We start from the raw sequence: 25,663 nt of genomic DNA on the forward strand, positions 1-25,663 counted from the left end.
AAACAGATTGGTTCGTAGTAAGGACTTCAGTCCTTCTTTTTTTCAATATTCAACTCCTGACGCTCAAACAGATTGGTTCGTAGTAAGGACTTCAGTCCTTCTTTTTTTCAATATTCAACTCCTGACGACGCACCAAATTTCTTCAAGATAGATATTTGTCATCCTGCAAAAGTTGTTAAATGAGTTGGGAGCATCTCAGTTTTGCATTTATAGCGCGGACAGCACTCAAATAAAAAATACTTTTTACAAAAATGAGATGTTCCCAATTAGTCATTATTCATTGGTAATTAAGCACTTTCCTGAATTAAATCAGCTTCCGCATCCCGCCGTCTCCCGATACCTTTTTCAATGCTCGTACCCACCCAAATCCGTTTCATTTCCCGGATTTGTGCAGCAATTCCCTGGATATCTTTTTTCGGCACTAAATCGCGGATTGCACGCATTTCCCGGCGGCGGTTTCCCTCCATACTCGGGCCGCGATTGAACACCAAACTTACCAATCCTCCCTGAACATCTACCGGCAATTCTTCTAAACCTGGAAAGGCTGCTTTTGTCTGATTGTAAAATTTCGGTACTGTGACAATATTAAAAACATCCCATGCTAATTCCCAAGCAACAATAATGTCTCGAACACTATCTAAAAGGTTGTTCGCAGCTTCTCCTGTTAACTCGCAGCAGTCACTCAAACGCTTGCGCTCAACATCCCCTAATTTCTGCCAATCTTGGTTGAAAACTTCTACTGTGTTGTAACCTAGATCGTAGCCGATGCCGATCGTAATTCCCGATGCTCCTTCCGGCCAAGTTGGACGCTGCAACAGCTTTTCGTAATATTTCCGCCCGCCGCCGACCTCGAATTCTAAGATTAGCTCGATCGCCCTGTATGATAAAAGTGACGACCCCAAAGGTTCCCCAGGGAACAAAGCAGCTAGCGTTTCCGGGCCCGCTATGCCGTTTGCCAAAAATTTTTGATTGGTTTGAAACTGTTTGAGAGAGGCTTCTGTTTTCGGCCCAAACTTGCCGTCTGCACTCCCCGGATTCAACCCTAACTCCAGCAAGCGTTTTTGAAGTTTCACAACATCGGAACCCGATGCACCTAATTTTAGAGTTTGCACAACCTGTTTTCCTGTAATGCGATCGGCACAATAATTTTTGCTTGATATTGTACCACAACCAGGATTTCCCAAACTATGAGATTAATTCTGCCTCAGTCAGCAGGGCAAAATCGCGGGGATTGTTTAACACGAAACCGTCATTTTCTTTAATTAAATCACCAAAACAGGTGACAGGCGATCGGGCTTCATAAGCTTTGAGGGCCAACTGATAATCTGAGTCGCTCAATTCCAGATTAATTTTTCTCAGTTTCCCCACCACAAATCCCATTAATATAATTTTGCAGGTTGCCGATTCTTCCTCGTGTACTTTATTAATCCATCCCGATATTGCAACATTAGGTAAAATCGTGATTAAATCGCTAAGAATATCTAGCTGAGAGCGATTTTCTACCACTTCTAGCGTCTTGAAAGCTTCAGCAATAAGCTGAGGAGCATCAAATTCTTGTCTCACAGGCTGCTTGATTTCAAAAACCTGACCAGCATCATTCTTTTTGTGCCAAATCCAAGTATTTTCATATACTAAAGCAACTTTTTGCCAACCATTTGCCTCTAAGTGTTCCCCTAGCACATTTGGATCTATAGTTTGGAAAATTTCCTTATCTTTTACAGTTACTTTCACGGTAAATCTCCTTGACTGAGACGCTGCATAATAGACTTGAGAGCCTGTACAGTGAACTGATTAGAGCGGGATAACTCAACTGTTACATTCGCTGTATTGAGTCTTTCTGGCTGTCCCCGCAGCGACACCCAGTAGGCGCAATACCTCATGCACATTTCGTCTTCAGACTGCTGCAACCAGTTTTCTAGATTTTCCGGCACTAAAACTACCACTAACAGGCGCGGAACCTGGGAATTGATTATCAAATCCCTGTAGTTTTTTATCCTTACCGGATATCGGATGAACTGCCCGTCCAGTAAATCCCTTGAGGTACATTTCAATTGTAAGTTAAGCTCAGGGGAAAAAACTACTCCCTCACCGCCTCTTGCCACGATTTTTAAATCAATGCTGTCGTCATCTACCTCTGGCTGACTGACAGAGAAACCTGCTACGGCTGCAACGGCACGTACATAAGCTTTGCTGAAAAGTTCTTTCTGCTGGTTCAGTTCCATTCTAAAATAAACATCTTGCGAAAATAATATATTTTACAATAAAGGTGTTCCACAAGTAATTATTGTAGGAGAGTTCTATTCGATAGGCGATCGATTGGTATAAGGAATGAGAATTAAATAACTTACAATTTTTATTGTTCTTGTGGGATGGGCCCAAAGAACCCGTCCTTTCTAGACCGGCTTTTTTGGCCCATCCCACAAATATGTGTAAATTATTTAATTCGCAATGCGAGCCTAATTTCTTATTCTTAGTCCGCGAAGGCGGACTTTGTTTGTGTAGTAGCGGTTTCAACCGCCGAGTATTATAAAGAAATTTTCTAAAAAAAATCCGGTTTCTTCAAGAAACCGGATTTTTTTACACTCAAACTGCGTGTTTTCGATACCAATCAATCGTATTTTTTAAGCCTTCCTTAAACTCGACTTCGGCTACAAAACCAAACCTTTCCTTAGCCCTTTGGGTGTCCAAACAGCGGCGCGGCTGACCGTTCGGTTTGTCTGTTTCCCAAACAATTTCTCCCTCATATCCCATCAATTCGCAAATCGTTTCTACTAAATTGCGAATTTTAACTTCGCTATTGGTTCCCAAATTAACTGGGTCAGATTCGTTGTAAGATTGAGCGGCCATCACAATCCCGCGCGCGGCATCTGTGGAATACAAAAACTCGCGACTGGGGCTGCCGTCTCCCCAAACTGGTAATGTTTTGTCTCCTCTTTCTTGGGCTTCGTGGACTTTGCGAATTAATGCGGGAATTACATGGGAACTTTTCGGATCGAAGTTATCTTCTGGGCCGTACAAATTAACTGGTAGCAAATAGATACCGTTGAATCCGTACTGCTGGCGGTAGGATTGTAGTTGCACTAATAAGGCTTTCTTTGCTATTCCGTAGGGTGCGTTGGTTACTTCGGGATAGCCGTTCCAGATGTCGTCTTCTTTGAAGGGAACTGGGGTTAAGTTGGGATAGGCGCAAATTGTGCCGACGCAGACGAATTTTTCGACTCCTGCTTCGTAGGCTGCATGGATTAGTTGCGCGCCCATCATCAAATTGTCGTAAAATAGTTCTGCGGGTTTGATTAAGTTTAAACCGATGCCACCGACGTGGGCTGCTAAGTGGATGATGATGTCTTGTTGGTCGGCGGCGCGCTTGCAGTTTTCCATGACGCGCAAGTCGCAGTCGCGCGATCGACTAACTGAAATTTTATCAGCATCGGCCCCTGCTTTGACTAATTGGTCGATTACCTGACGGCCGAGGAAACCGGCGCCGCCCGTGACTAGAATGCGTTTGTTGCTTAAATCCAAGCTTGTCATAATTTTATCCTCGGGATTTTCAATAAAGGTCGATCGACAATTTCCATTCTAAAATTGTTACTTTAGCAAAAAAGCTTTCCGCTACAGCAGGCGCTTGCTAGCAAGTCAGTTTTAGCTGTCCCAGATAGGGAAAAATTGCTCAGTTTGTACCCGAAAGTGAGATTTATGGGCTTGCGAGTCCTCAACGATGATTTTAATGTTTTTGCTGGCCCGCACAGGCGAAAATTTGGCCAGCAGTTAAGCTGGTTGTTGGAATGCCCGCACTAATAGCTACAACAATCCTCTCATCACTTGTAAACTGTTTGTATGGGTAATGCCCGGTACGCGAATCGGGTAACAGACGGGACACTACCCATACAAATTGTTAGCAGTCACCACACCTGGAAACGGATACAAGCACGTGACAGGATTCGGGGAGTGTCAAAAATTTTAGACTAAGAGTTCCAACTTTCAGATTCATCTGTGGAGTAAGTCCAAAATCTAAAATCTAAAATCTAAAATCTAAAATCTAAAATCGACTGACGGTTTAGTTTTGTGGATCAATCAAATCCATTGCCAGAACCTCGTTCTTGCTTTTTGAGCGATTTCATGTCAGCATCTACCATTAAATGCACTAACTGCTCAAAAGTTACAGAAGGTTCCCAATTTAATTGCTGGCGCGCCTTAGTCGAATCACCAATCAAGAGTTCGACTTCTGCCGGACGCAAGTAACGTTCGTCAAACTCCACATATTTTTGCCAATCTAAATTGACGTAAGTAAAGGCCAAATCTAGAAATTCTTTAATGGAATGGGTTTCGTTGGTAGCAATTACGTAATCGTCAGGCTTGTCTTGTTGCAGCATCAGCCACATTGCCCGCACGTAGTCTTTAGCAAAGCCCCAGTCCCGCTTGGAATCGAGGTTGCCCAAATAAAGTTTTTTCTGCTGGCCTGTGACAATTCTGGCAACAGCCCGAGTAATTTTGCGAGTTACAAAAGTTTCGCCACGGCGCGGAGACTCGTGATTGAACAAGATGCCGTTACAAGCAAAAAGTCCGTAGGATTCGCGATAATTTATTGTTTGCCAGTGACCGTAAACTTTGGCACAAGCGTAGGGACTTCTGGGATAAAAGGGAGTTGTTTCCTTCTGCGGAACTTCCTGCACTAAGCCAAACATTTCAGAAGAACCTGCTTGATAAAACCGCACTTCTATGCCTGTGCGATTCTGGTAGTCCCGAATTGCTTCTAGTAGTCGCAATACCCCCATCCCTACGGCATCAACCGTGTATTCCGGCGAGTCAAAACTGACTCTAACGTGGGATTGAGCGCCTAAGTTATAAACTTCTAGAGGCTGAACTTGTTCCAATATTCGGCGGAGAGTAGTGCCGTCGGTCAAGTCGCCGTAGTGCAGAAACAACTTTGCATCCTCGCTGTGAGGATCGACATAGATATGGTCAATGCGATCGGTATTGAAACTAGAACTGCGCCGGATAATGCCGTGAACTTCGTATCCTTTTTCTAACAGTAATTCGCTCAAGTAGGAGCCGTCTTGACCTGTAATACCTGTTATTAGCGCTCGCTTGCGTTGCGTCATCTGATTTTCCTTTGACAGGCTGTGTTAATTCACTTGGGACTTTTAGGGTAGAGGCTGTTGTTGCCTGCCCGTCGTATGCTCAAGCTCTACCTTAACTCACAATTCTTCGATCGGCATCAAGGAAGTGTTTTGTTTGAGTAAAGAGTTTGCCGCTTGCTGTCAGTAGTCAGCATCAGTGGTCAGTAACAAACAAAACTAACTACCGATGGCTGACTGCCGACAAAAATTAATATGCGCCGTTATTTTTGGGGAAAATCACAACTCCAATTGTTTTGAAAACAATCCACATATCCATCCAAAGGTTTTTGTCATTGGCGTAATAGAGGTCGATTTGGACTCGCCGGGGATATGGAATGTCGTTGCGACCGGATACTTGCCACAGGCCTGTAATTCCAGGTCTGATGGTGAGAATTTTGTTGATGTGACGGCCGTATCTCGGCAGTTCTTCTTCAACTAAAGGTCTCGGCCCGACGACGCTCATATCTCCTTTTAATACATTCCAAAACTGGGGGAACTCGTCTAAACTGGTCATTCGTAAAAATCTTCCAATCCAGGTAATTCGAGGGTCTTGTTTAAGTTTGAAATTGTCCTCAAACTCTTGACGCAAATGCGGAGATTTTTCCATGATTTCCAGCAATATGTCGTCCGCATTTTCCACCATCGTTCTAAATTTAAGGCAATAAAACATTTTACGGTTTTTGCCTACTCGTTCCTGTACGTAAAAGATAGGCCCGGACGAGCTTAAGGCGATTGAGAGAGCCAAAAGCAGGTAAACCGGAGCAAACAGGATTAGAACCGATAAGGAAAAGAGAATGTCAAATAACCGCTTGAAAAATTCTCCGTCGAGTCTCTCTAGAGAACGACTGATAAGTCTATCTCCTTGCAGGACAGGCGCAAAACCGCGTCTTGCGATCGCTCGAATTACCTTGCCGGAGATTAGTTGGCTGTCGGCAGTCATCTTACTCCTTCACTTCACACCACACACAGTCACGATCATAAAGCCTCAAGACGCTTTGTTCTCTGAATTATGTTTCCAATACTCAATTTTCTGTCTTCGGAAGAAGCAAGTAGCAAGAAAAAATCAGGCAGAAGGAAGCCGGAAGAACCGACAAAGCACTTATGCAGAGAGGCTTTCAGGGATTCTGAAGACCTTCGGAATCACGAATCTGGAAGTCGGAATAATGGACAAAGCAATTATGCGGAGAGGTTTTCAGGGATTCTGAAGACCTTCGGAATCAGGCTTCGGAATCAGTAAAAACGAAGGTGATAGAACCGATAAAGCACTTATACAGACAGACTTTGAGCGCTTCTGAAGCCATTTTGAACAATGAATGTGTTGCCCTCTCCCCCTCTCCCCCTCTCCCCCTCTCCCCCCTCTCCCCCAACTGTCAACTGTCAACTGTCAACTGTCAACTGTTGAACCCCTCTCTCACCTCCCAGACTTGGTAAAGTTGACTGATTGAAATTCCTGATAGGAGTGTTCCACAAAAGCTAGATAGCGCTGCTCAAAGACTTCTGGGGCAAACTGGGAGGCGCGCCAGCGTGCCATTTCTGGCTCAAATTTGCCTTGCAACTGCTCAAATTCTTCGACAGCTTCGACTATTGCTGCTGCGGTTTGGGAGGGGAAAAATAAACCTGTCCCAGTCTCTGGGTGTTGGCGAATGTCGAGCACTGTCTCCAAAGCGCCGCCTGCTGCATAGGCAATTACTGGTGTCCCGCAAGCTTGAGCTTCTACTAAAGCGATGCCAAAATCTTCGCAAGCTGCATACACAAAGGCTTTTGCTTGGGCCATGTACTTTTCCACTACGGAGGCGGGCTGCCAGCCGAGTAGTTGCACGTTGGGTTTGGCGATTTGCCGAATCATGTCTAATTCTGGCCCGGTGCCGATGACAATGAGAGTATGCCCGAGTTGATTGAATGCTTGGACGATCGCACTTACGTTTTTGTAGCTTACCAATCGGCACACTGTCACGTAAAAGTCTTGTTTTTGCCGCATCAAGGAAAATCTCTCGATATTTACCGGCGGATAAATCACCTCGGCGCGCCGTCGGTAGCACCGCCAAATTCGGCGCGCGGTGTGTTGGGAGTTGGCGATGAAATAATCGACGCGGTTGGCTGAAAGTACATCCCACTGCCGCAGTCGGTGCAACAAATATCGCGTCAGCAAGCCCGGGATGCCCCGTCCGGCTTTGCTGCTGCGTAAATAGTCAAAAGTTAAGTCCCAGGCGTAGCGCATGGGCGTGTGGCAGTAGCAGACGTGCATTTGCCCTGGACTGCTGAGGATGCCTTTGGCGACGGCGTGGGAGGATGAGAGGATGATGTCGTATTCTCGCAGATCGATTTGTTCGATCGCGATCGGCAGGAATGGCAAATATTTTTGCACGCCGCTGCGGGCCTTAGGGAAATGCTGCAAAAATGTCGTGCCAATCTGTCGCCCGAACAGATAGCTTTCGGGATTCGTCGATTCAAAGTCAATGAGGGCATAGATATCAGCGTCTATGTATTTGAGGATTTCGGCAACTACGAGTTCTGAACCGCCGGTAGCTAAGGGCGTCAACCATTCATGAACTAGGGCGTATTTGAGTTTTTTCACTTGTTATGTAGTCGATCGAACGATTTGTGAGCGCCAGTTCTGTCAATATTAGTCTTACCGAGGGATCGCTTACGCACCCTCAAGCCATCAACCGTGTTTCTACGCAGGCAACTGGATTTTAGATTTTAGATCTTAGATTTACTCGATGGATTAATCTGGGATTTTGAATATAAGTCTTAAATTTTCGACTCCACACTCACGAGCGTCGCGTGTTTGTAGGAATTTTTGTTGGTGCTTCAAACCAATAATTTTTGGCAGCAACCAGTTTTTGTCAAATCGGGGATAGCAAAACCCAACTTTGCGACAATTTCCCGCCGATTGTTGACAAAAAATACTATTAGGCGGAATACTGTAAGGGATTTGCGATCGCCCAAATGTGTGGAACGGGCGATCGAACTAACGTGGTGTGAGGAAAAAATGTCCAAATTTTTGTGGAAAGGACTTTTAGCAAGTCCCGCTGTACTAGCAGCAAGTTTATTAGTCTCTTCAACTGCCCTAGCAGCAGAGCAACCTGTAGAAATTGCCGCAGCTCAAGCCAATCAATTGGAATTAGCAGGTGCTGCAACCGAGGCAGCACAGCCTGAAATAGCAGCAGTGACGGCCGAACAAACGTCACTAGCTACCAACTTAACTGTTGACACTATTGATAAAAAAAGTATTGCAGCGAAAGTAGCCCCAGTTGCCGAACCAGCCGCATCAGCGGAAAACAACGCAGTTGCAGCAGCAGACTTAAGCGAAACCAAACCCGCAGTCGCGCCCGCCAACCTAAGTACCGAACCACCTGTCGCGGAGCAAATACCCGCAGTCGCGCCCGCCAACTCCAGCGAAAGGCTACCCGCCACGCCGACTAATTTAAGCGCCGAAAAAGCAGCCCCACAACCCCAGCAGATTTCCCAATCAACTCCTCCCATTCCGCAACCTCAAGCGCAGTCAAATGTTTTAGAACAAATCAACCAATACAGCGCAGAAGGCACCAGCGAAGATGCAGTTGGCCAAGTAACCTCCGTTTCGCAACTTTCCGACGTTCGGCCCACCGATTGGGCATTCCAAGCTTTGCAATCCCTAGTAGAGCGCTACGGGTGCATTGCCGGCTATCCTGACGGCACCTATCGCGGCAACCGGGCGATGACTCGCTACGAGTTTGCAGCGGGTTTAAATGCCTGTTTGGATAAGGTGAACGAACTGATTAAAAGCGGTGGCAGAAATCTCGCAACCAAAGAAGATTTGGCTGCTGTGCAAAAACTGCAAGAAGAGTTTGCAGCGGAATTGGCAACTTTGCGCGGCCGCGTCGATGCTTTGGAAGCGCGCACCTCCGAATTAGAAGCCAATCAGTTTTCGACTACGACTAAACTCAACGGCGAAGTCATATTTGCATTGACAGGTATCGCCAGGGGAGAGGATGCTGACGGCCGCGACGCTGATAGAAGCACGGCTTTTGGTAGCAGGGTTCGTCTCAATTTCGACACGAGTTTTACCGGCAAAGATTTGCTCAGAACTCGACTGCAAGTTTTGAATCTAGGTGCGTTTTCTACTAATAATACTAAAACTGCTGAAGGGGAATTGCGGTTTAATGCTGGGCCTTTTGGAACAGCTAGCAATACAGTCGGTTTAGATGCGCTGTTTTATCAATTTCCCCTCGGCAAAAGCACTACTGTAATTCTCGAAGCCAATGCCGGTGCCGCTGACGATTTTACTAACACTGTCAATCCTTACTTTGACGGAGATGGCGGCAGCGGTGCTCTTTCTAACTTCGGCACTCGCAACCCGATTTACTATTTGACTGCGGGTACTGGTATCGCTGTGCGGCAGCAATTGGGAGAAAAACTTGAGCTGAGTTTGGGATATTTGGCCGGCAACGCTGCAAGCCCGACGCAGGGTAACGGTTTGTTCAACGGTTCTTACGGCGCTTTGGCTCAGTTGACTTTCAAACCGACAAGCACTATGGCTCTAGGTTTAACTTACGTCAATTCCTACAACTTCGTCACCGGTACGGGCAGCAACGCTTCTAATTTCCCGGTACGTCTCGGTTCCTTCGGCATCGACAGCGACAGCAATCTGCCAGTTTCTAGCAATTCCTACGGCGCACAGGCTTCGTGGAGAGTGCGGCCTGGATTGGCAATTGGCGGTTGGGCTGGTTACACTAACCAGCGCATTTTATCTAACTTGGCTACTCCTACCGGTTCTGTGCAGCGCGGAGACCAAAAAATCTGGAACTGGGCTGTTACTGTGGCTTTTCCCGATTTGTTGAAAGAGGGAAATGTGGCGGGCTTTCTGGTAGGTATGGAGCCGCGAGTAACAAGTTCTACTAATCGGACTTTGCCGGAAGATAAGGATACTTCCCTTCACATTGAAGGGTTCTATCAGTTTAAGTTGAGTGACAATATTTCGATCACTCCTGGTCTGATTTGGCTGACTGCTCCTGACCACAATAAGAATAATTCTGATCTGGTGATTGGGGTGGTGAGAACTACGTTTACTTTCTAGGCTCAGCATTTGGAATTTGGAATTTGGGATTTGGGATTTGGGATTGGCAGTTTTAATCTCAAATCTCAAGCCGCCAATTTCAAACTGGTTGAAAAACTCAGATTCTGTGGCACCCGTGCTTTATTGAGAGTTGCTATAGATGGCAATAAACAATATTGGTTAAGATTGTAGACGGGCATTTCTTGCCAACACTCGCGACAAAACCAGTACACCTGATGCTGGCGAAAGTGACGAAGCATCGGATTGGAGCAGCAGGGACAGTCTGTATTCTGGTTAACTTGACCGAGGATTTGATTTGAGCTGCCTGCGTTGTCTATCATAAAAACCTCTTTTTTAACTCAGATTTATTTCACTGTTGTGCGAAAGTGCTGTAAGCTGGCTTGAAGTACCAACGACATCACTGTAAAAGTGAAAAGTAAAGATTTGGTGAAAAATATAAGGTTGTTAAGGAATTGAGTTGATTTTAAATATTTCGCAACAATAGTCAGACTTGTTAAAAAAAAATGCAGGTTGAGGGAAGCTTCAAACTCTTATGCAGTAAGTCATTCCCTATTCTCAAATCTCAAATGGTATTGTCTCCCACATCGGCAGAGCTTCAACAGTTGACAGTTGACAGTTGACAGTTGACAGTTGACAGTTGACCATGGGAGAGCGACCTCTACCCTTAAGTCCGAGGATTGGAGTAATGAATAGTCTGATTTTAATTTCTCCCGCTCCGGCGGGCGGGCTTTCAACCAATTATTTCTGGTAATGTCACCTCTGGGGTTTGAGAATTATCCGCAATTTAGATTCTGCTTTTAAAGCGCGTCATTATACCATTTCTGTCAAGTCTTGTTAAAACATAATTGTTGGGCGAAGTGAATGTCCGGGTTGTTTTGACTCGGCTCCCGCACAGCAGAGGTGCGTCGCTATGAAATTGTTGATTTTTAGGCGAGAGATTTTTACTGGCGACGCACCCTACGGCTACTAAGGAATGAGAATTAAATAACTTACAATTTTTATTGTTCTTCTGGCCCGTCCCACAAATATGTGTAAATTATTTAATTCGCGATCCTAAGGCTGAGGGATGTGAGATTTTAGTGTAAGTCCCAGCCTAATACCTGAGCAATCTGAACGGACAGCATAGCTGGATCGAGGGGATTTACAATCACTGCTGCTATTTTATCTTGTGGGAACAAGGTCTTTTGTAGATCGACCCATTTCGCTTTGAGAGTTAACAGCACAACCGGAATTCCTTGGGTGGTGGGTAGTGTTCTTAGTTCTTTGAGAAATAGGAATTCATCCATGGCGCCGGTGGAAATATCCAAAATTATGCTATCGGGCTGGTAGAGTATTGCTTGTCGCAAGCCTTCTAGGGTTGAATTGGCAACTCGCACGTTCCAACCTCCTAAATCGGTTAAACAAGCTTTTACTACTTCCTGCATATTTGGTTCTTTGTAAATCAGTAAAATTGTTTTGGTGGTCATAGCAACCACTTCCAAGGCCTTCATTGAATTAGGATTCAAATATAAAGTGTTGGGTTGCTAATTGAGTGTTGTGTTCACTTTTTTAGCGATCGACCAAATTGGCAGTTGGGAGTTCAATCGAAAGTTTGGATTGCGGAACTCTCAACTGCTTAGCAAACAGAATTTCCACACCGTCGGGCTGGATCTGGGTGGAACAGGTTTCAGGTTGTACGGCGTGCGGCAAGGGGATGAGACTTTCAAATCCACTAGGACGAAAATAACCTTCAACTTGACTCGCTGCGGTGGGTTGACCTTGAATTAGCAGAGTTTCTGGAGTGATTTGGAACTTCAGGTTGACCAGATGAATGTCAGAAATGTCAACTTTCAGTATCAGTGTTGTTTCCATGTCGTGAACCGTAATGGATGCGATCGGCGTTTCTTCTGTATTGCCAATCCAAAGTGTTGATTGCTGAGTACGATTGAGCAAACTGGAAAATAGGCCATCCAGATACGGGTTCAGCTCCTTCGATGTCTGAAAACCATTCATTCACTTTTCTCCTATACCACCTGTTTTTGGTTCGATAGTAGGAGAGTAGATAGTAACGGTAAGGAATTGGTAAAGATTCTGCTATCGTTACAAAACTTGACAAATAATCTTAAAATTCTTCATCCCACCCCAAAATCTCTGCGACTTCTACCGTGAGGCTGGTGGGTTGGATTGGTTTGGCAATTACCCCTGTGACGCCCATTTCGGCAAATTTTGCCCGATCGCTCGGCAGGACTTTTGCTGTCAGCAGAATCACCGGAATCGATCGCGTTTTGGGATCGGATTGAAGGCGCTCGTAGACAGCAATCCCATCCATTCCCGGCATAGATACATCGAGCAAAATGGCTGATGGTTGTTGTGTTTGGACTATTTGTAAACACTCTTCTCCCGATCCGGCTACCAGCGTTTCCCATCCGCCGAGATCTTCTAAACACGCTTGCACCAATTCTCGGAGGTGTTCTTGATCGTCAACTACTAGAATTAATCTGTCACTCATGAAATTTTAGATTTTAGATGTTGGATTTTAGAAAGTTGCGATCGCAACTGGCACTAAATGGTTTAGGTACGTTGTTGGGCTTTAGCCCTCTGGGTTTAGTGGTTTTGTAAGCTGTCTGTCATACCTCATATTTTTGAGAAAGGCTATACATACCTTTTTGGTATCTGGCTGCGATTGAGGGATCTGGATCGAAGAGCGCCCAAGCGCAACAACGTACCTTTTTGGTATCTGGCTGCGATTGAGGGATCTGGATCGAAGAGCGCCCAAGCGCAACAACGTACCTTTTTGGTATCTGGCTGCGCTGGAGGGATCTAGATGAAAGAGCGCTGAAGCGCAACAACGTACCTTTTTGGTATCTGGCTGCGATTGAGGGATCTGGATCGAAGAGCGCCCAAGCGCAACAACGTACCTTTTTGGTGACAGTTATTCGATCGCAGGTAAGGGTAGTGTAAAGAAAAACGTGCTGCCTTCACCGAAGATACTTTCAACCCAGATTTTTCCACCGTGCTGCTCAATAATACTGCGACAGATGGGCAATCCTAACCCGGTTCCTCCTTTTTCGCGAGAATCTGAGGCATCGACTTGCTGAAATCGCCCAAAAACGAGTTCTAATTTATCGGCTGGAATGCCCCGCCCGCGATCGCGAACTTGGAAGAGCACGCAGTCTGTTTGCTTTTGGGCACTCAGGTAAATGGCGGAACCGACATCCGAGAATTTAAGAGCATTACTAAGTAAATTTGTCAAGGTTTGGAGGATGGCATCTGCTGCGGCCCAGACTTCTGCATCGGTGGGGGTAATAATTAATGAAATCTGGTTTTGAGTGGCGATCGCCTGGAGGGCATCTACTACTTGCTGCATCAAATCTGCGGCTTTGCAAACGGTTTTATCCAAAAATGCTCGCCCGGACTCCAGCCGTTCCAAATCTAAAATATCATTAACCAGGTTTACCAAACGATTGGTATCAATTAGGGCAATTTCGATCATGCGCCGGGACTTTTCTGGTTTTTTATCGTAAATTCCTGTTTTTAATAGTCCCAAGGACATTTGAATTGCTGTCAAAGGAGTCCGCAATTCATGGCTGACAATGCCGATGAATTCATCCTTAATTTGTTCGACTTTGTTTCGTTCGGTGATATCTTCGCCAATGTTGATACTGCCGATGATGGTTCCATCTGAATCTTGTAGCATTGTATTGTTCCAAGCAATGAATCGTTCTTCGCCGGATTTGGTCAAGATGACATTTCGATAATAGGGATGAGCATTGTGAGTCAAGAGTTCCAAGAAGTCGGCTTCAGTTGATTGTTGACTAGAGCTAGGCAAGAAGTTTTCAAACCAGTTATTGCCTAAAACTTCTTCGTTAGTATACCCCGTGAGACCGACAAAAAATGGATTTACGTAATTGATATTTCCCGACGCATCGAGTCCGACAACAATCAACTGCACATTCTCCAAAAGCGATCGCCAGCGACGTTCGGCTTCTCGGATTACGGCGGTGGCTTGTTGGCGTTCTTGCAATTCGAGTTCGAGTTGGGTGTAGAGTTGGGATTGCTGAATGGCGATCGCCAATTGGCTGCTAATCTGTTCGAGCAATTCAATTTCCCAAGATTGCCAATTGCGAGGTGCAGTATTTTGGTAGATGATTAACAATCCCCAGAGCAATTCTCCCGAAAATATGGGAACTGCCAAATATGCCTTGGCTTGAAATTGTTGCAAGAGTTGGATGTGACAGGGATGAAGTCCAGCTTCGTCAATATCGGCGATCGCAAAGGTTTCGTGATTGCGGAAGCGACCTCCTTTGGTTTCTTGCAGGTAGACATCTTCACAAGCTTTTTGAATATTGCATTCCACCAGTTTTACCCACTGCGGATCGACTGACTCCACCACAAAATCTCCACTCCAATCGGGAGTGAAACGATAAATCGCAGCGCGATCGACTTGTAATGTTTGCTTGACTTCTGTGACGGCAGTATTCAGAATGTCATTGAGGTCTAAAGATTGGCGAATCGCTTGAGTAATAGTCCAGAGCAAATTTTCCTGGCGAGATTTCTGTAGTAATGCTGCTTGGGCTTGTTTGCTTTCAGTGATATCTTGTTGCACTGCAACCAAAACATCCCCGTATTCGGGATGCTTGAATACAGAGCAAGTTGCACTGCACCAAAGCAAAGTACCATCTTTCTTGACATTTTCGACTTCATAGCTAAATTCACCGCCGTGTAAAACAGCAGATCTAATGGCTTGATATACATCTTCAGGACTTAGCGATTCGCGGGCATAGTTGAGAATCGAAACGTGCTTACCGTTGAGTTCCTCGCAGTCATAGCCAAACATCTGCTCAAATTTAGGATTAGCATAAACAATGGCTGCATTATCGGTTCTCACCAAGCAAATACCTTCCGCCATATTGCGGGTAATCACAGCCTGAAGCTCTAGCGTTTGTTGTACCTGTTTGAGTTGAGTTAGATCGCGCAGACTGATGATAACGCCGGAATTTTTTTCGCCTGCATCGCAGAAAGGCGTGTAGGTAACGCTCAAAAATTGCGGGACTAAATTGGGAGAGTCAAACCATCTTTCATACTGAATTGTTTCTCCCGCTAAACATCGATCTAACAAAGGTTGAATGAAGTTATCGAACAAGTCCGCACCCAGGATATTCTTAACGAAATTTCCCACAACTTCGCTTGCGGATTTGTTGCACCAAGTCAAATAACCTTGATTAGCTATCTGATAAATATAGTTGCGATTTATCAACGCAATCCCATCTTTGGTATTGGATACAATGCGCTCGTATTTTCGGAGGGCTTCTTCAGCACGTTTGCGATCGCTAATATCGAGGAGCACGCCTAGAGATCGCACGGGTTTCCCCAATTCATCATAGATGCCTTTGCCGCGCCCCAGTATCCAATGAACAGAGCCATCGGGATGCACCACTCGATATTCGGCTTCATAATAAGTACGGTTTTCCAACGATTCTAAAAACTTTTGTTCGACCCAACTCAAATCTTCTGGATGTACGCGCTCGCGCCAAAGCTGATAGGTTGCTTCCCTATCATTAGTAAAACCCAGTAATTTAAAGAGATTATCATTCCAGATTTGGCTTTTGGTGGCTGTGTCCATATCCCAAAAGCCAGTATTAGTTAAATCTAGTGCTAGTCGGCGGCTTTCTTCGCTTTCTCTTAGAGCTAATTCGGCTTGTTTTCGCTCGATTTCGATCTGTTTGCGATCGCTAATGTCAAACATACTGGAGCGACTCATTAAAAAGTTACCTGCATCATCTTTGATGGCGCTGGCATTTAGGCTGATCCAGCGCGTCGAGCCGTCTTTATTCAAGATCTCAAACTCCAAATTATCGATCCATCCCTGTTTTTTGAATAAGGGAAAGTTATCGTAAAAAATCTTTTTGCTATCTTGCTTAAGTAAATCTAAAAAATTCTTTTTATTCACGATTTCATCGCGGTCATAGCCCAACCATTTCAGTTCCGTATCGTTAATCCGAACTATAGTTCCTACTGCGTCTAGGGAGTGATAGCCGCATGGAGCTTGATTGTAGAGGTCTTCTATTTCATGGATATATTGCTGTAAGACTAATTCTGCTTGTTTTTTTGGGGTAACATCATGATTGATTTCTAGGATTTTAATTGGTCTACCTGCATCATCTTTTTGGACGACCCAACGGCTAGATACAGTAATTTGGTGCTTGTCCCTAGTGCAATGAATTAGTTCTCCTTCCCAGTAACCTGTTTCAAACAGTTCTGCTTTAATTTCTGCCAAGGGCTGGGGAAATTGGGTTTTGAACAAACTGTGCAACTCTTGTCCGAAGACCTCGGCTTTTGTCCAGCCATACATCAACTCGGCTCCCTGATTCCAAAAGCTGATGACTGAGTTTAAATCCCAGGTGATAATACTGTCGTGGGCGAGATCGAGCAGTTGTGCTTGTTCTTTGAGCAGTTGATAGGCGTGGTCTTTTTCGAGTAAGGTAACTAGCAGGCGATCGTTGACTTCGGTGAGTTCAGTTGTTCTTGATGCTACCCGTTTTTCGAGTTCGGTATTGATTTGTTGGAGGGCAATTTGTGCTTGTTTGCGATCGGTAATATCTTCAGTGAAGAGAATGATGCCACCAACATCGCCATTGCTGCGATACCAAGGGTGAATTTCCCACCGCAACCATTGCTGCGAGCCATCTGAGTGCACAAACCGATCTTCATCGCATTTTTCAATGAAACCTGCTAAACCGCGCTGGTGGAATTGCTTCCACTCGTCTGGAATATTCGGAAAAAGCTCGTAGTGCGATCGCCCAATTATCGATCCTAGGTCATCCATCTGAAATTCATCAACCCATCGCTGGCTGGCGGCTAGGTAACACAGGGAGCGATCGAACATCACAATACTGGCGGGAGCATATTTGATGAACAATTGCAGTTTTTCCTGAGTCTCCTGTAATGTTAGTTCTGCTTGTTTGCGATCTCTAAGTTCGGTTTGTAGCTGTTCCAATAAATCAGCTTGTTGGATGGCAATACTAGCTTGTGCAGACAACTGTCGCAGCAATTCTATTTCTGAAGCTTGCCATTCTCGCGGCGCGACGCAGTGATGAGCAATTAGCAAACCCCAAAGATTTTCACCTTGGAGAATCGGCACGACTAAGTTTGCCCTGACTTGGAGATTTGTCAGCAATTCTAGGTGACAGGCTGCAATTTGTGCCTTATAAATATCTGATTTAGCAGTGACTAAGCCTTGTCTGAAGGGTTCAAAATAGCTTTCACTAAGGCAAGGATCGTGTATCTGAGTGGATAGGATTGGTGTCGCTTCTGAACCAACTGACTCTACCACAACCCTGCCGCTCCAGTCTGGGGCTAATTGAAAGATAATGACGCGATCGCAGAGCAGAATATTTCTAATTTCTGTTACCGTGGTGTTGAGAATATCTTCTAATTTCAGGGAATCGCGGATAGCAAGTGCTGTTTTAGCCAGGATTTGCTGTTGCTGTCGCTGCCATTCCCGCTCTCTCATTAGTTGGCTGTGTCGCAGGACATAGCTAATGGAACGCTGCAAAACTTCTGGGGTAATCTGGCTTTTTTCTAAATAATCCTGAGCGCCGCTTTTGAGTAAATCAACGGCAATTTGGAGATTTCCCTGCCCTGTAAGCACGATCGCGGGAAGGGTATTTCGCCCACTCTGTTGCAGCAGTTCCTCCAACAACTCTAACCCATCTATATCGGGTAAATAGTAATCTAGTAGCAAAATATCTGGGATCTGGTGCTGGCACCATTGCAGCGCATCTTCACCGTTATTAAATTCCACAATATTGTAGGTGCGATCGCTATCTTGCAACAAAAATCGGCGGTAGGTAGCGCGATCGACTTCTGAGTCGTCTACGAACAGAATGGTGTATTGGCCGGTTGCTTCAGGGCGGGTGGCTAAACCCAGAGAGTCCGGGAGGGTTAAGGTTGCCACTCCCGATGCTATCTGCGGTAGCCCAGTTGCGGATTGCGATCGTCCAGCCTGCTGGAGAGCCGCCACTTCTGAGCGCAACAACTCTAATTCAGCAATCAGTTCGTCTTTAGTTTTGTCGATGTCTTCCATACTATTTAATGTTTTTGAAAGTGGTGATAAATAAAATCAGATTATGATAATTTTGGTAAAATTGAAAATTCAAACCAATATCGAAATAAAGTGTGTATCGTCTCGGTCAAAGTAGAGATCCCCATTTGTTTCAAAATATAACCATTCGCCCCTTGTTTGTAGCATCTAGGTAAGTCTAGTTCATTCAGTTGACAGTTGACAGTTGACAGTTGACAGTTGACAGCAACCTCTACCTGGAATTCCGAGGATTGGAGTAATGAATCCTCTTCTTTTAATTTCTACGCCAAACCCAGAGGCTTGCAACCAATTATTTCTGGTGAATTGTCAACAGTCGTTTACCCTACTAATAATGTTGCATGATTTTTTCATGTTGGTATTACTGAGAAAGTCGAAAAATGTTAGAATGAATGGTTTTAGTAAGTTTAATTATTTCGCGACTTCAGGTTCGGAGCGGTGCGTTTGATGCGGCTGAGTACCCGTGTCACGAGTTCTGGCCCTAGCACTGGTTTGGTAATGAAGTCATCGGCTCCGGCTACAAAGGCTTGGCTGAGGGAATCTGCATCGGTGCGAGCAGTTACAACTAAGATTGGCAAATCTCCCCACTGCGTATCCTGCCGCACCACCTGGCACAAGTCTAGCCCGCTAATTTGTGGCATCTCCAAATCGAGTATGACTAAGTTGGGTGAAGTTGTAACCAGCACTTCCCAAAATCCTTGAGGATCGGTTAATTTTACCACGTCCAAACCCCAAGGTGTTAGCAGTGCAGATAAGTGAGCTAAAATCGCAGGATCGTCGTCAACAATTAATACTTTGGCTTGTAATGCTTCTGTTTTGGTTAAGATACGGGATATGGCTTGAAAAATTTGGTCGGTGGTGGCAGGTTTGTGTAAAAATTGTTTGGCACCTAGGCGAGATACTGCTAGCCGATCGCCCAAACTGTCGCGCCCTGTAAATACAATTACGGGTAGGTTGGGCGATCGCTCGTTGAGCTCTCGCAGCAGGGTTAATCCATCTTCTTCGGTGTCGGGAAAGCTTAAATCTATTAAAATCAGATCGGGCATTGACATAGCCAAGCGCGATCGGGCAGTAGCAACATTCGGAGCAATTTTCATCCGAATTTTCCAACTTTCGGATTCTGCTTTTAAGCATTCCGTCAAAGCAGTATCATCGTCAACTACTAGCACTCGATGAGATACTGCGGTAGGCACTGATGAAGTGGTTGATGCAACTTTTGGTTTGGCTAATTCCTGCTCTAATCCTGTCACCAGTTCCGAAAATCGTGTGATTTCTTCAGCAGTGAAAGGGCGAAGAACACCAGAGGGGTTGACTGGGCTAACGGAGATTAGTAAATGCTCTGCCGATCGCGCTAATTTCGATCCTTCTGGATATCCAAAGGATGCCATAGAGCCTGCTAATTTATGCGCTTCTTGCTTAGCCGCTCGATATAATTCGAGTTCCAAATTTCCGGCAATCAGAGCGGTTTTTGCTTCCGACAAGACGGCAATTTGTTGCTGAAATACTCCTCGAAACCGCTCTAGCACTTTGTCGAGCGCAGACGGATCTCCAGCGCGAGATTTCTGTTTGTTGGTGCTGTTGGTGCTAGAATTGTTTGAAAGCAGCGGTGCGGGTTGGGGACGTGTCTTGAGTCGATAGCCCATGCCATAAACTGTTTCGATCATTTCTTCAGTCAAGCCGCCTGCTTTGAGTTTTTTGCGGATATCCTTAATATGAGTGTTTATGGCGCGATCGGTTGGTGCATCGTCAAATCCCCACAGGCGATCGAGAATGGCGCTGCGGCTGAAGATGCGATCGGGATTTCGCATAAACAATTCCAGCAGGTTGTATTCTTTCGCTGTCAGTGAAATAAGTTGTTCGCCAAAGGTTACTCGGCCTGAATCCATGTCTAAACAAAGATTTCCCCAAGTCAATGTAGTGGATGAGTCTTTAGCAAAACTCCCAGGAGAAACTGCTTTAGAGCGCCGCAATAATGTGCGGATTCTTGCTAGCAATACTTCCGTACCGCAAGGCTTGTTGATGTAATCATCGGCTCCGGCGTCGAACCCTGCTACCACATCGGCATCTGAATCGTTTGCTGTCAGTAACAAGATTGGTTTGCGGTAGTTTTGCGATCGCAGTTGCCGGCACAGACTAATTCCATCTAGTTTTGGAACCTGCACGTCGAGCAAAATCAGGTCATACTCAATCAATGTTGCCAAGTCTAAGCCCGCTTGTCCGTCGCTGGCGCGATCGATCGTGTAGTCATTTGCTTCCAACACCTTTGCCAGTGTCGCACTCAGTAATGTATCATCTTCTACTAGCAGAATTCTGATCGGAGACTTGTTCATTGTGGTTGTAGGGTGCAATTCCGATGCGCTCAAGGCTTGTTGTGTAAGGTATAGGCCTGTCTTCTCATTCAATCGTAGGTTTGAATTTTAGAATATTTCGGGCGATCGGACTTATTGACAATTTATTCATGCTAAGAGAGAATTAGTTGTGGGTCAGATTAATTTTAATTGATTGTATTAAAAAAAATTGCCTTTTTTTTAGGGTTCACACCTTGACTGCGAGCATTCAATCAAGTATAATTAAATAATGGAAATATTGGCAAAATTAAATTTTAAGTCACCACTTCCATTATCTAAAATATACCCCGGAAGTCGAGCAAAGTCAATAGGTAATAATTCTTTTTTAGGGCGAATTTTTTTAGAAAAAGCGATCGCACTAATTGTAGTTTAGCTAGTATCGGCGGCAAGAAGGGCAGCAGCGATTAGATAGGAAAAAATGACGGCAAATTACATAAAATTTAGATTTGAGTTGCGTAAATCTTTGATGCAGGAAGAGAAAACCGCGGATTAAGGCAAATAATTTCTAGAAGATAAAGCGAATGAAGAGGTATTCAAGTCTGTTGTAGAATGCGACCTTGAGTTTCAAGTTTAAACAGAAACGACCAGCTTTAGCAAAGCTGGTCTGCAAAATAGTTAAATCCGTTGTGTTTTTTCCCACAGTGTTTTTCTCACAGTGAGGAAACCCAAGTTGCACGTTTCTTTGCAGCGGGTTACAAGAGCAATATCATCCCTCTTCAGCGGTATTTTAGCAAGAAAATTTATTTTTTGCAATAAAACGTTACATGGGAGACAGATTTTTATCTTCGATGGTTCGGACTTCAGTCCTCCGTTATTGGATGCGGACTCTTCGTCCTCACTACGAACTTGCTGGGGCTTGCTGCGGCCGACCCCAGACAATGCGCTCTTGCTTGTACACAACCATACCAGGCTTAGCACCCTTGGGCTTGTAAACATATTTCGGTTCGGTATAAACCACCGGAACTTGTTCGCTGTGACGGGCGCGACTGTAGTATGCAGTCATGTCTGCCGCATATTGCAAATCGGTTTCTTCAGCAACTGTACCGGGTGTGAGGCGCAGCAAGGCGTGACTTCCGGGAATCTCTAGGGTGTGAAACCACAAATCGTAGTCGTTGGCTGTACGAAAGGTGAGTTGGTCGTTTTGGCGGTTGTTGCGCCCGATTAATAGTTCAAAGCCGCTGGGGGTTTGGTAGCGGTGAAATTCGATCGCAGCATTTTTGTCACTGCCACGGTAATCTGATACAACTAGATATTTTTGCTGGATTAGTTCTTCGCGGATTTCGGCGAGGGTTTGCAAATCTTGGGTGTTGCGGTAGGTTTCCAATACCGAAAGTGCGGCTTCGACTTGTTCTAAATAGTCGATTTCTTCTTGTACGGCGGCTAATAAAGGTTCTACTGCAATGCGAGCTCTTTTAAGTTTTTGGTGTTTTTTGTAGATTGCTTGAGCGTTTTGAACGGCGTTTTTTTCCACGTTTAGCGGAATGACAACTGGTTTTTCGGTTTCAAAGTCTGGGAGGGAAATTGATTTCATTCCCGGTTCCCAATGCTGCAAGTTTGCCATTAACAAGTCGGCTTGGGATTTGTGAGTATCTGCATCTGCCGATTGCTGCAAGCGTTCTTTAAATGTGTTGGCTTTGAGGCGCAGTTTTGCTAGAACGTTGTTGAGTTTTTGGGTAAGCTGATGTCGCAGTTGGGAAAATACTTGTTGGTTGATTTCGCCTGTGTAATAAATGTTGAGTAATTGTTGGACGGAAGGGTTCGGCAGCGGATTTTGTTCTGGATGTAACGGATTGGGGGAATTAGATTCGTTTTCAGATTCAGATTCGGGCTGTTTTTCGTCTGGTTTTGGCCAGTCGATGACGCTGTAGCCTTCGGGGGTAAAACTCGGTTGAAATTTGGAGTTTTCTAGGCATTGCAACCAGTACAGCCAGCGCTGAAATAGTTGCTGCCATTGGTGGGGATTTAGGCTGTCGGTGGATTGTTCGGGGTCGAGATTTGCCGATCGAATCATCGATACAACTAAGACCTTACTCAACCCTCGGTAATTCTTCAACAGATTGGTCTTTATTTGCCCGGGAACCAGGCTAATTCGTTCTTGCCAGCGATCGAGAGATTCGATCGCGCTTGGCACTGCATCGGTCAAAGATGGGGGCAATTCGTAGGGTTGCCCGGTTTGGATGGGACGCACGCTGGACTGTTTGGCGCTGACTTGGTGGGCGCAGGTGACAACGAGATTATCTTCGGCGGTGAGGATGACGTTGCTGTACTTACCCATGATTTCGGCGTAGAGATGCCAGAGGGCTGGTTCGCCCGGGCGTTTGGCGAATTGCAAGTCGATGACTCTTTCCCAAGGAGACACGGGGGCGATGGAAACTAAGGCTAAACCGCTGAGTTGGTGTCGCAGTTGTTCGCTGAAGGTGAAGGTGTCGGGAATTCGTGGCGGGGAGTCGCCGACGCAGATGCGGGATGCTGCTGGATGGGATGAAATGTCGATCCAGCCGCGTTGGTTCATGGTTCGCAGGGCCAGGGACACGGTGAATCGATCGCGCTGGTAGACTTGTTCTAAGCGCGCTGGCAGCCATTGGGCTCGCAGTTCGCTGCAAGCTGCGGTTAATGTTGTAAAGTCTACGGGTTGCACGGTGGCCTCTTTGCGATCGATCTATGTATTTCTATGCTGACAGATATTGGTCGTATTTAACAAATTCTATCAAAGTTTTGTAACCTAATATCGTTTCTGGTTGGATCGGAATGATTTAACCGCAGAGGACGCAGAGGACACAGAGAGAGAATAAAGAGATTAATATAGGACGATGCAACCGGATTTGATATATTTTGAAAATCCGCCGATCGCAAATCCGAGCGCAAGAATGTGCGATCGCATTTTAGCAAATACAGGACACAACACATAGGTTTGATCGTTCGGACTTTAGTCCTATCTAAATTTGATGCGGACTTTAGTCCTCACTACGAACCTATTTGTTATCTGGTTTGATCGTTCGGAATGCGAGTCCTCTGATTTGGATGCGGACTAAAGTCCTCACTACGAACCTATGTACGTTTATTTGCAGTATTTTATTCAATAAGTCTAAGATTTTAAACCGATATCCCGCAGCATTGCTAAATGTTTGTGCAGGGGTGCGATCGTATTAGCTGCGATCGCCCCGCTAGCAGCAACAGCGCATCAAGAACTTGTCGCAGCGGATTCGCAGAGGGGCTGTAGGTTGACACTCCTCGACTATCTTTGAACCCGTGTGCTGCCCCGCCCGCGATCGAATGGCTTTCGCAGACAATCACATCAAAGCCATAGCTGGCAAGCATTGCACCGCAACTCGACCCACCGATACCGCTGCCGATGATGATGATTTCTGTATCCGTGGGGGCGATCGTCACCATGTTGTTCTCCGCTACCTACATCCCCTAATATTATTACAAACCCCTCTCTTTCCCTCTCCCTCTGCGGCCTCTGCGGCCTCTGCGGTTCATTACCTCAAAAAAATCCAATAGCAAACGAACCTTCCTATATTACTGTTAGTTAAATGGAAAACATATCAATTCTAGAACAAGCCGCCAAATCCAATCCTAAACCATCATCCACCACCGTAGTCGCAGCCCTCCTAGAAGCTGAGAAAAACGCCAAAAAAAATAAAACTCGCTATTCCTTAGAGCAACTAATCGGTAATTGGCGCTTGTGCTTTATAACTGGCACCAAAAAGACTCGACAAAAAGCGGGAATTGTGCTAGGCGCCGGACGTTACATCCCCGAATGGGTGGCGAAAATTCAAATTGCTTACTCAGTTGAACCTGTTGCTGAAGGCGAAAAGCCTAGTGAAACCGGCAGAGTGGAGAATTCGGTGCTCGTTGGTGCGATCGAATTAACTCTTTCCGGGCCGACGAAGTTTTTGGTCAATCAGAATATATTAGCATTTGATTTTACCAGAATTAGGGTGAAATTGTTGGGTAAAACCGTGTATCAAGGATTTATTCGCGGTGGTGAAGCGCGGGAAGCGGAATTTTTTAGTTTGAGTGTGGGGAAACAGGCATTTTTTGCATATTTTCTGGTAGAACCTGGGATAATTGCTGCTAGGGGAAGGGGCGGCGGATTGGCTTTGTGGCAGAGAGTTTCAACAGTTGACAGTTGACAGTCGATCCGTTGTAGGGGCGGTGCCCCCGTGCCCGCCCTCTACCCTTAAGTCCGAGGAATGAAACAGTGAATAATTTTGTTTTATTTCCCCCTCGAAGGAGGAGGCTTTAAACCCATTCTTCTTGGTGAACTCTGACTTATTTACTGGTTTTGTTGACTTCTTTGATATTCTCCAAAATACTAGATTCCAGCGCGCGATCGCCTATTTGTCGCGCAATTGCCAAAGCTTGGTTATAGTATTTCAAAGCTTCAGGCGGCTGTCCCATAGTCTGGTATACTGAACCGATACTATCCAAAATATCAGCTTCCTCAGAGCGATCGCCGACTTCTCGGGCGATCGGCAAAGCTTGGTTAAAGTATTTCAAAGCTTCTTCCAGCCTAGAAATAACGTAGTAGTTAAGACCAATAGCATTGAGTGCTATGCCTTCAAGTTCTCTATTTTTAAGTTTTTGTGCACTGGCTAAAATTTGCTGCCATATTTCGATCGCCTGTTGGTGTTTTTCTTGCTTTTGCAGTCGATCTGCTTCCTCTATCAGTTTCAGAAGTTCTTCACTCTGTGCATCTTGACTTTGTGCCCAACTAGGTTGCACCATCACCGGCACAGTCAGAGGACTCAAACACGCACCCAAAACTAAAATAATACTGAGAATTTGTTTCATGTTTTTGATAATTCGCTATAGAGGATTAATAGAGTATATATCTGAATTTGCCACATCATGTCCGGTCGATCACTATAACAAACAACTGTTCGTAGTGCGGACTTCAGTCCGCAATATGCTGCGGACTGAAGTCCGCACTACGAACGGATATTATCGCGGTCAATCGACCGGACACGATATGATTAGTCGAGTTGACTTTTACTGGCTATTATTTTAACCCCAACAACCAAGCGACAGGGACAGGTTTGAACATATCACT

18 protein-coding genes and 1 pseudogene are annotated in these 25,663 nt (G+C 45.3%); 3 read left to right on the plus strand and 16 right to left on the minus strand.

Translation table 11 applies throughout. The annotated features are described in order from the left end of the window. Positions 1-287: 287 nt before the first annotated feature. From QZ938_RS04265 to QZ938_RS04295, 7 genes are all read right to left on the minus strand, one after another. Entirely contained in the window at positions 288-1,112 is an 825-nt protein-coding gene (locus QZ938_RS04265) for a peptidoglycan-binding protein (protein ID WP_293349590.1), read from the minus strand. 73 nt (positions 1,113-1,185) lie between these two features. Next, a complete protein-coding gene (locus QZ938_RS04270) occupies positions 1,186-1,731 on the minus strand; it encodes a hypothetical protein (RefSeq protein ID WP_293349593.1) in 546 nt (181 codons plus the stop codon). Beyond that, a complete protein-coding gene (locus tag QZ938_RS04275; RefSeq protein WP_293146910.1) occupies positions 1,728-2,222 on the minus strand; it encodes a DUF4365 domain-containing protein in 495 nt (164 codons plus the stop codon). Before QZ938_RS04275 ends, QZ938_RS04270 begins: the two co-directional genes overlap by 4 nt. 361 nt (positions 2,223-2,583) lie before the next feature. Further along, complete coding sequence (locus tag QZ938_RS04280; RefSeq protein ID WP_293146908.1) at positions 2,584-3,528, minus strand: GDP-L-fucose synthase; 945 nt, start codon at positions 3,526-3,528, stop codon at positions 2,584-2,586. A gap of 539 nt (positions 3,529-4,067) precedes the next feature. Beyond that, entirely contained in the window at positions 4,068-5,099 is a 1,032-nt protein-coding gene (gene gmd, locus QZ938_RS04285) for a GDP-mannose 4,6-dehydratase (protein WP_293349596.1), read from the minus strand. 226 nt (positions 5,100-5,325) lie between these two features. Then, on the minus strand, positions 5,326-6,057 hold the full coding sequence (locus QZ938_RS04290) for a sugar transferase (RefSeq protein WP_293146904.1): 732 nt from the start codon (positions 6,055-6,057) through the stop codon (positions 5,326-5,328). A 471-nt stretch (positions 6,058-6,528) separates the two neighbouring features. Next, entirely contained in the window at positions 6,529-7,692 is a 1,164-nt protein-coding gene (locus QZ938_RS04295; protein WP_293146902.1) for a glycosyltransferase, read from the minus strand. A gap of 231 nt (positions 7,693-7,923) precedes the next feature. On the opposite strand from QZ938_RS04295, the gene QZ938_RS04300 reads away from it, so the two are divergent. Then, on the plus strand, positions 7,924-10,176 hold the full coding sequence (locus QZ938_RS04300; protein WP_363318786.1) for an iron uptake porin: 2,253 nt from the start codon (positions 7,924-7,926) through the stop codon (positions 10,174-10,176). Positions 10,177-10,241: 65 nt separating this feature from the next. Here the strand turns inward: QZ938_RS04300 and QZ938_RS04305 are convergent, their stop codons facing one another. The 8 genes and pseudogenes from QZ938_RS04305 to QZ938_RS04340 form a co-directional block, all read right to left on the minus strand. Further along, a complete protein-coding gene (locus QZ938_RS04305) occupies positions 10,242-10,496 on the minus strand; it encodes a hypothetical protein (protein ID WP_293146900.1) in 255 nt (84 codons plus the stop codon). Between the two features lie 756 nt (positions 10,497-11,252). After that, a complete protein-coding gene (locus QZ938_RS04310) occupies positions 11,253-11,642 on the minus strand; it encodes a response regulator (protein ID WP_293146896.1) in 390 nt (129 codons plus the stop codon). Positions 11,643-11,724: 82 nt separating this feature from the next. Next, positions 11,725-12,168 carry an Hsp20/alpha crystallin family protein gene (locus tag QZ938_RS04315; RefSeq protein ID WP_293349599.1) on the minus strand — a complete coding sequence of 148 codons (444 nt, stop codon included), beginning with the start codon at positions 12,166-12,168 and terminating at the stop codon, positions 11,725-11,727. A gap of 109 nt (positions 12,169-12,277) precedes the next feature. Further along, a complete protein-coding gene (locus tag QZ938_RS04320; protein WP_293349602.1) occupies positions 12,278-12,664 on the minus strand; it encodes a response regulator in 387 nt (128 codons plus the stop codon). A gap of 423 nt (positions 12,665-13,087) precedes the next feature. Beyond that, positions 13,088-18,241 (minus strand): PAS domain S-box protein, encoded by a 5,154-nt coding sequence (locus QZ938_RS04325; protein WP_293349605.1) that lies wholly within the window; start codon positions 18,239-18,241, stop codon positions 13,088-13,090. 422 nt (positions 18,242-18,663) lie between these two features. After that, positions 18,664-20,586 (minus strand): response regulator, encoded by a 1,923-nt coding sequence (locus QZ938_RS04330; protein WP_293349608.1) that lies wholly within the window; start codon positions 20,584-20,586, stop codon positions 18,664-18,666. An 856-nt stretch (positions 20,587-21,442) separates the two neighbouring features. After that, a complete protein-coding gene (locus tag QZ938_RS04335; RefSeq protein ID WP_293349611.1) occupies positions 21,443-23,242 on the minus strand; it encodes an NFACT RNA binding domain-containing protein in 1,800 nt (599 codons plus the stop codon). A gap of 536 nt (positions 23,243-23,778) precedes the next feature. Then, positions 23,779-23,997, minus strand: a pseudogene (locus QZ938_RS04340) (NAD(P)-binding protein); the annotation flags it as partial. A gap of 143 nt (positions 23,998-24,140) precedes the next feature. Here QZ938_RS04340 and QZ938_RS04345 point away from each other — a divergent pair. Then, positions 24,141-24,743 carry a hypothetical protein gene (locus tag QZ938_RS04345; RefSeq protein ID WP_293146882.1) on the plus strand — a complete coding sequence of 201 codons (603 nt, stop codon included), beginning with the start codon at positions 24,141-24,143 and terminating at the stop codon, positions 24,741-24,743. Positions 24,744-24,882: 139 nt separating this feature from the next. Here QZ938_RS04345 and QZ938_RS04350 read toward each other — a convergent pair whose 3' ends face one another. After that, positions 24,883-25,404: a tetratricopeptide repeat protein gene (locus QZ938_RS04350; protein WP_293339041.1), complete on the minus strand. Its 522-nt coding sequence runs from the start codon at positions 25,402-25,404 to the stop codon at positions 24,883-24,885. On the opposite strand from QZ938_RS04350, the gene QZ938_RS04355 reads away from it, so the two are divergent. Further along, positions 25,403-25,621 (plus strand): hypothetical protein, encoded by a 219-nt coding sequence (locus QZ938_RS04355; protein WP_293349614.1) that lies wholly within the window; start codon positions 25,403-25,405, stop codon positions 25,619-25,621. The two genes, QZ938_RS04350 and QZ938_RS04355, sit on opposite strands and share 2 nt — an antisense overlap. Positions 25,622-25,663: the final 42 nt, after the last annotated feature.

It is taken from the genome of Microcoleus sp. CAWBG27 (assembly GCF_020883145.1).
In the GTDB taxonomy this organism is placed as follows: Bacteria; Cyanobacteriota; Cyanobacteriia; order Cyanobacteriales; family Microcoleaceae; genus Microcoleus.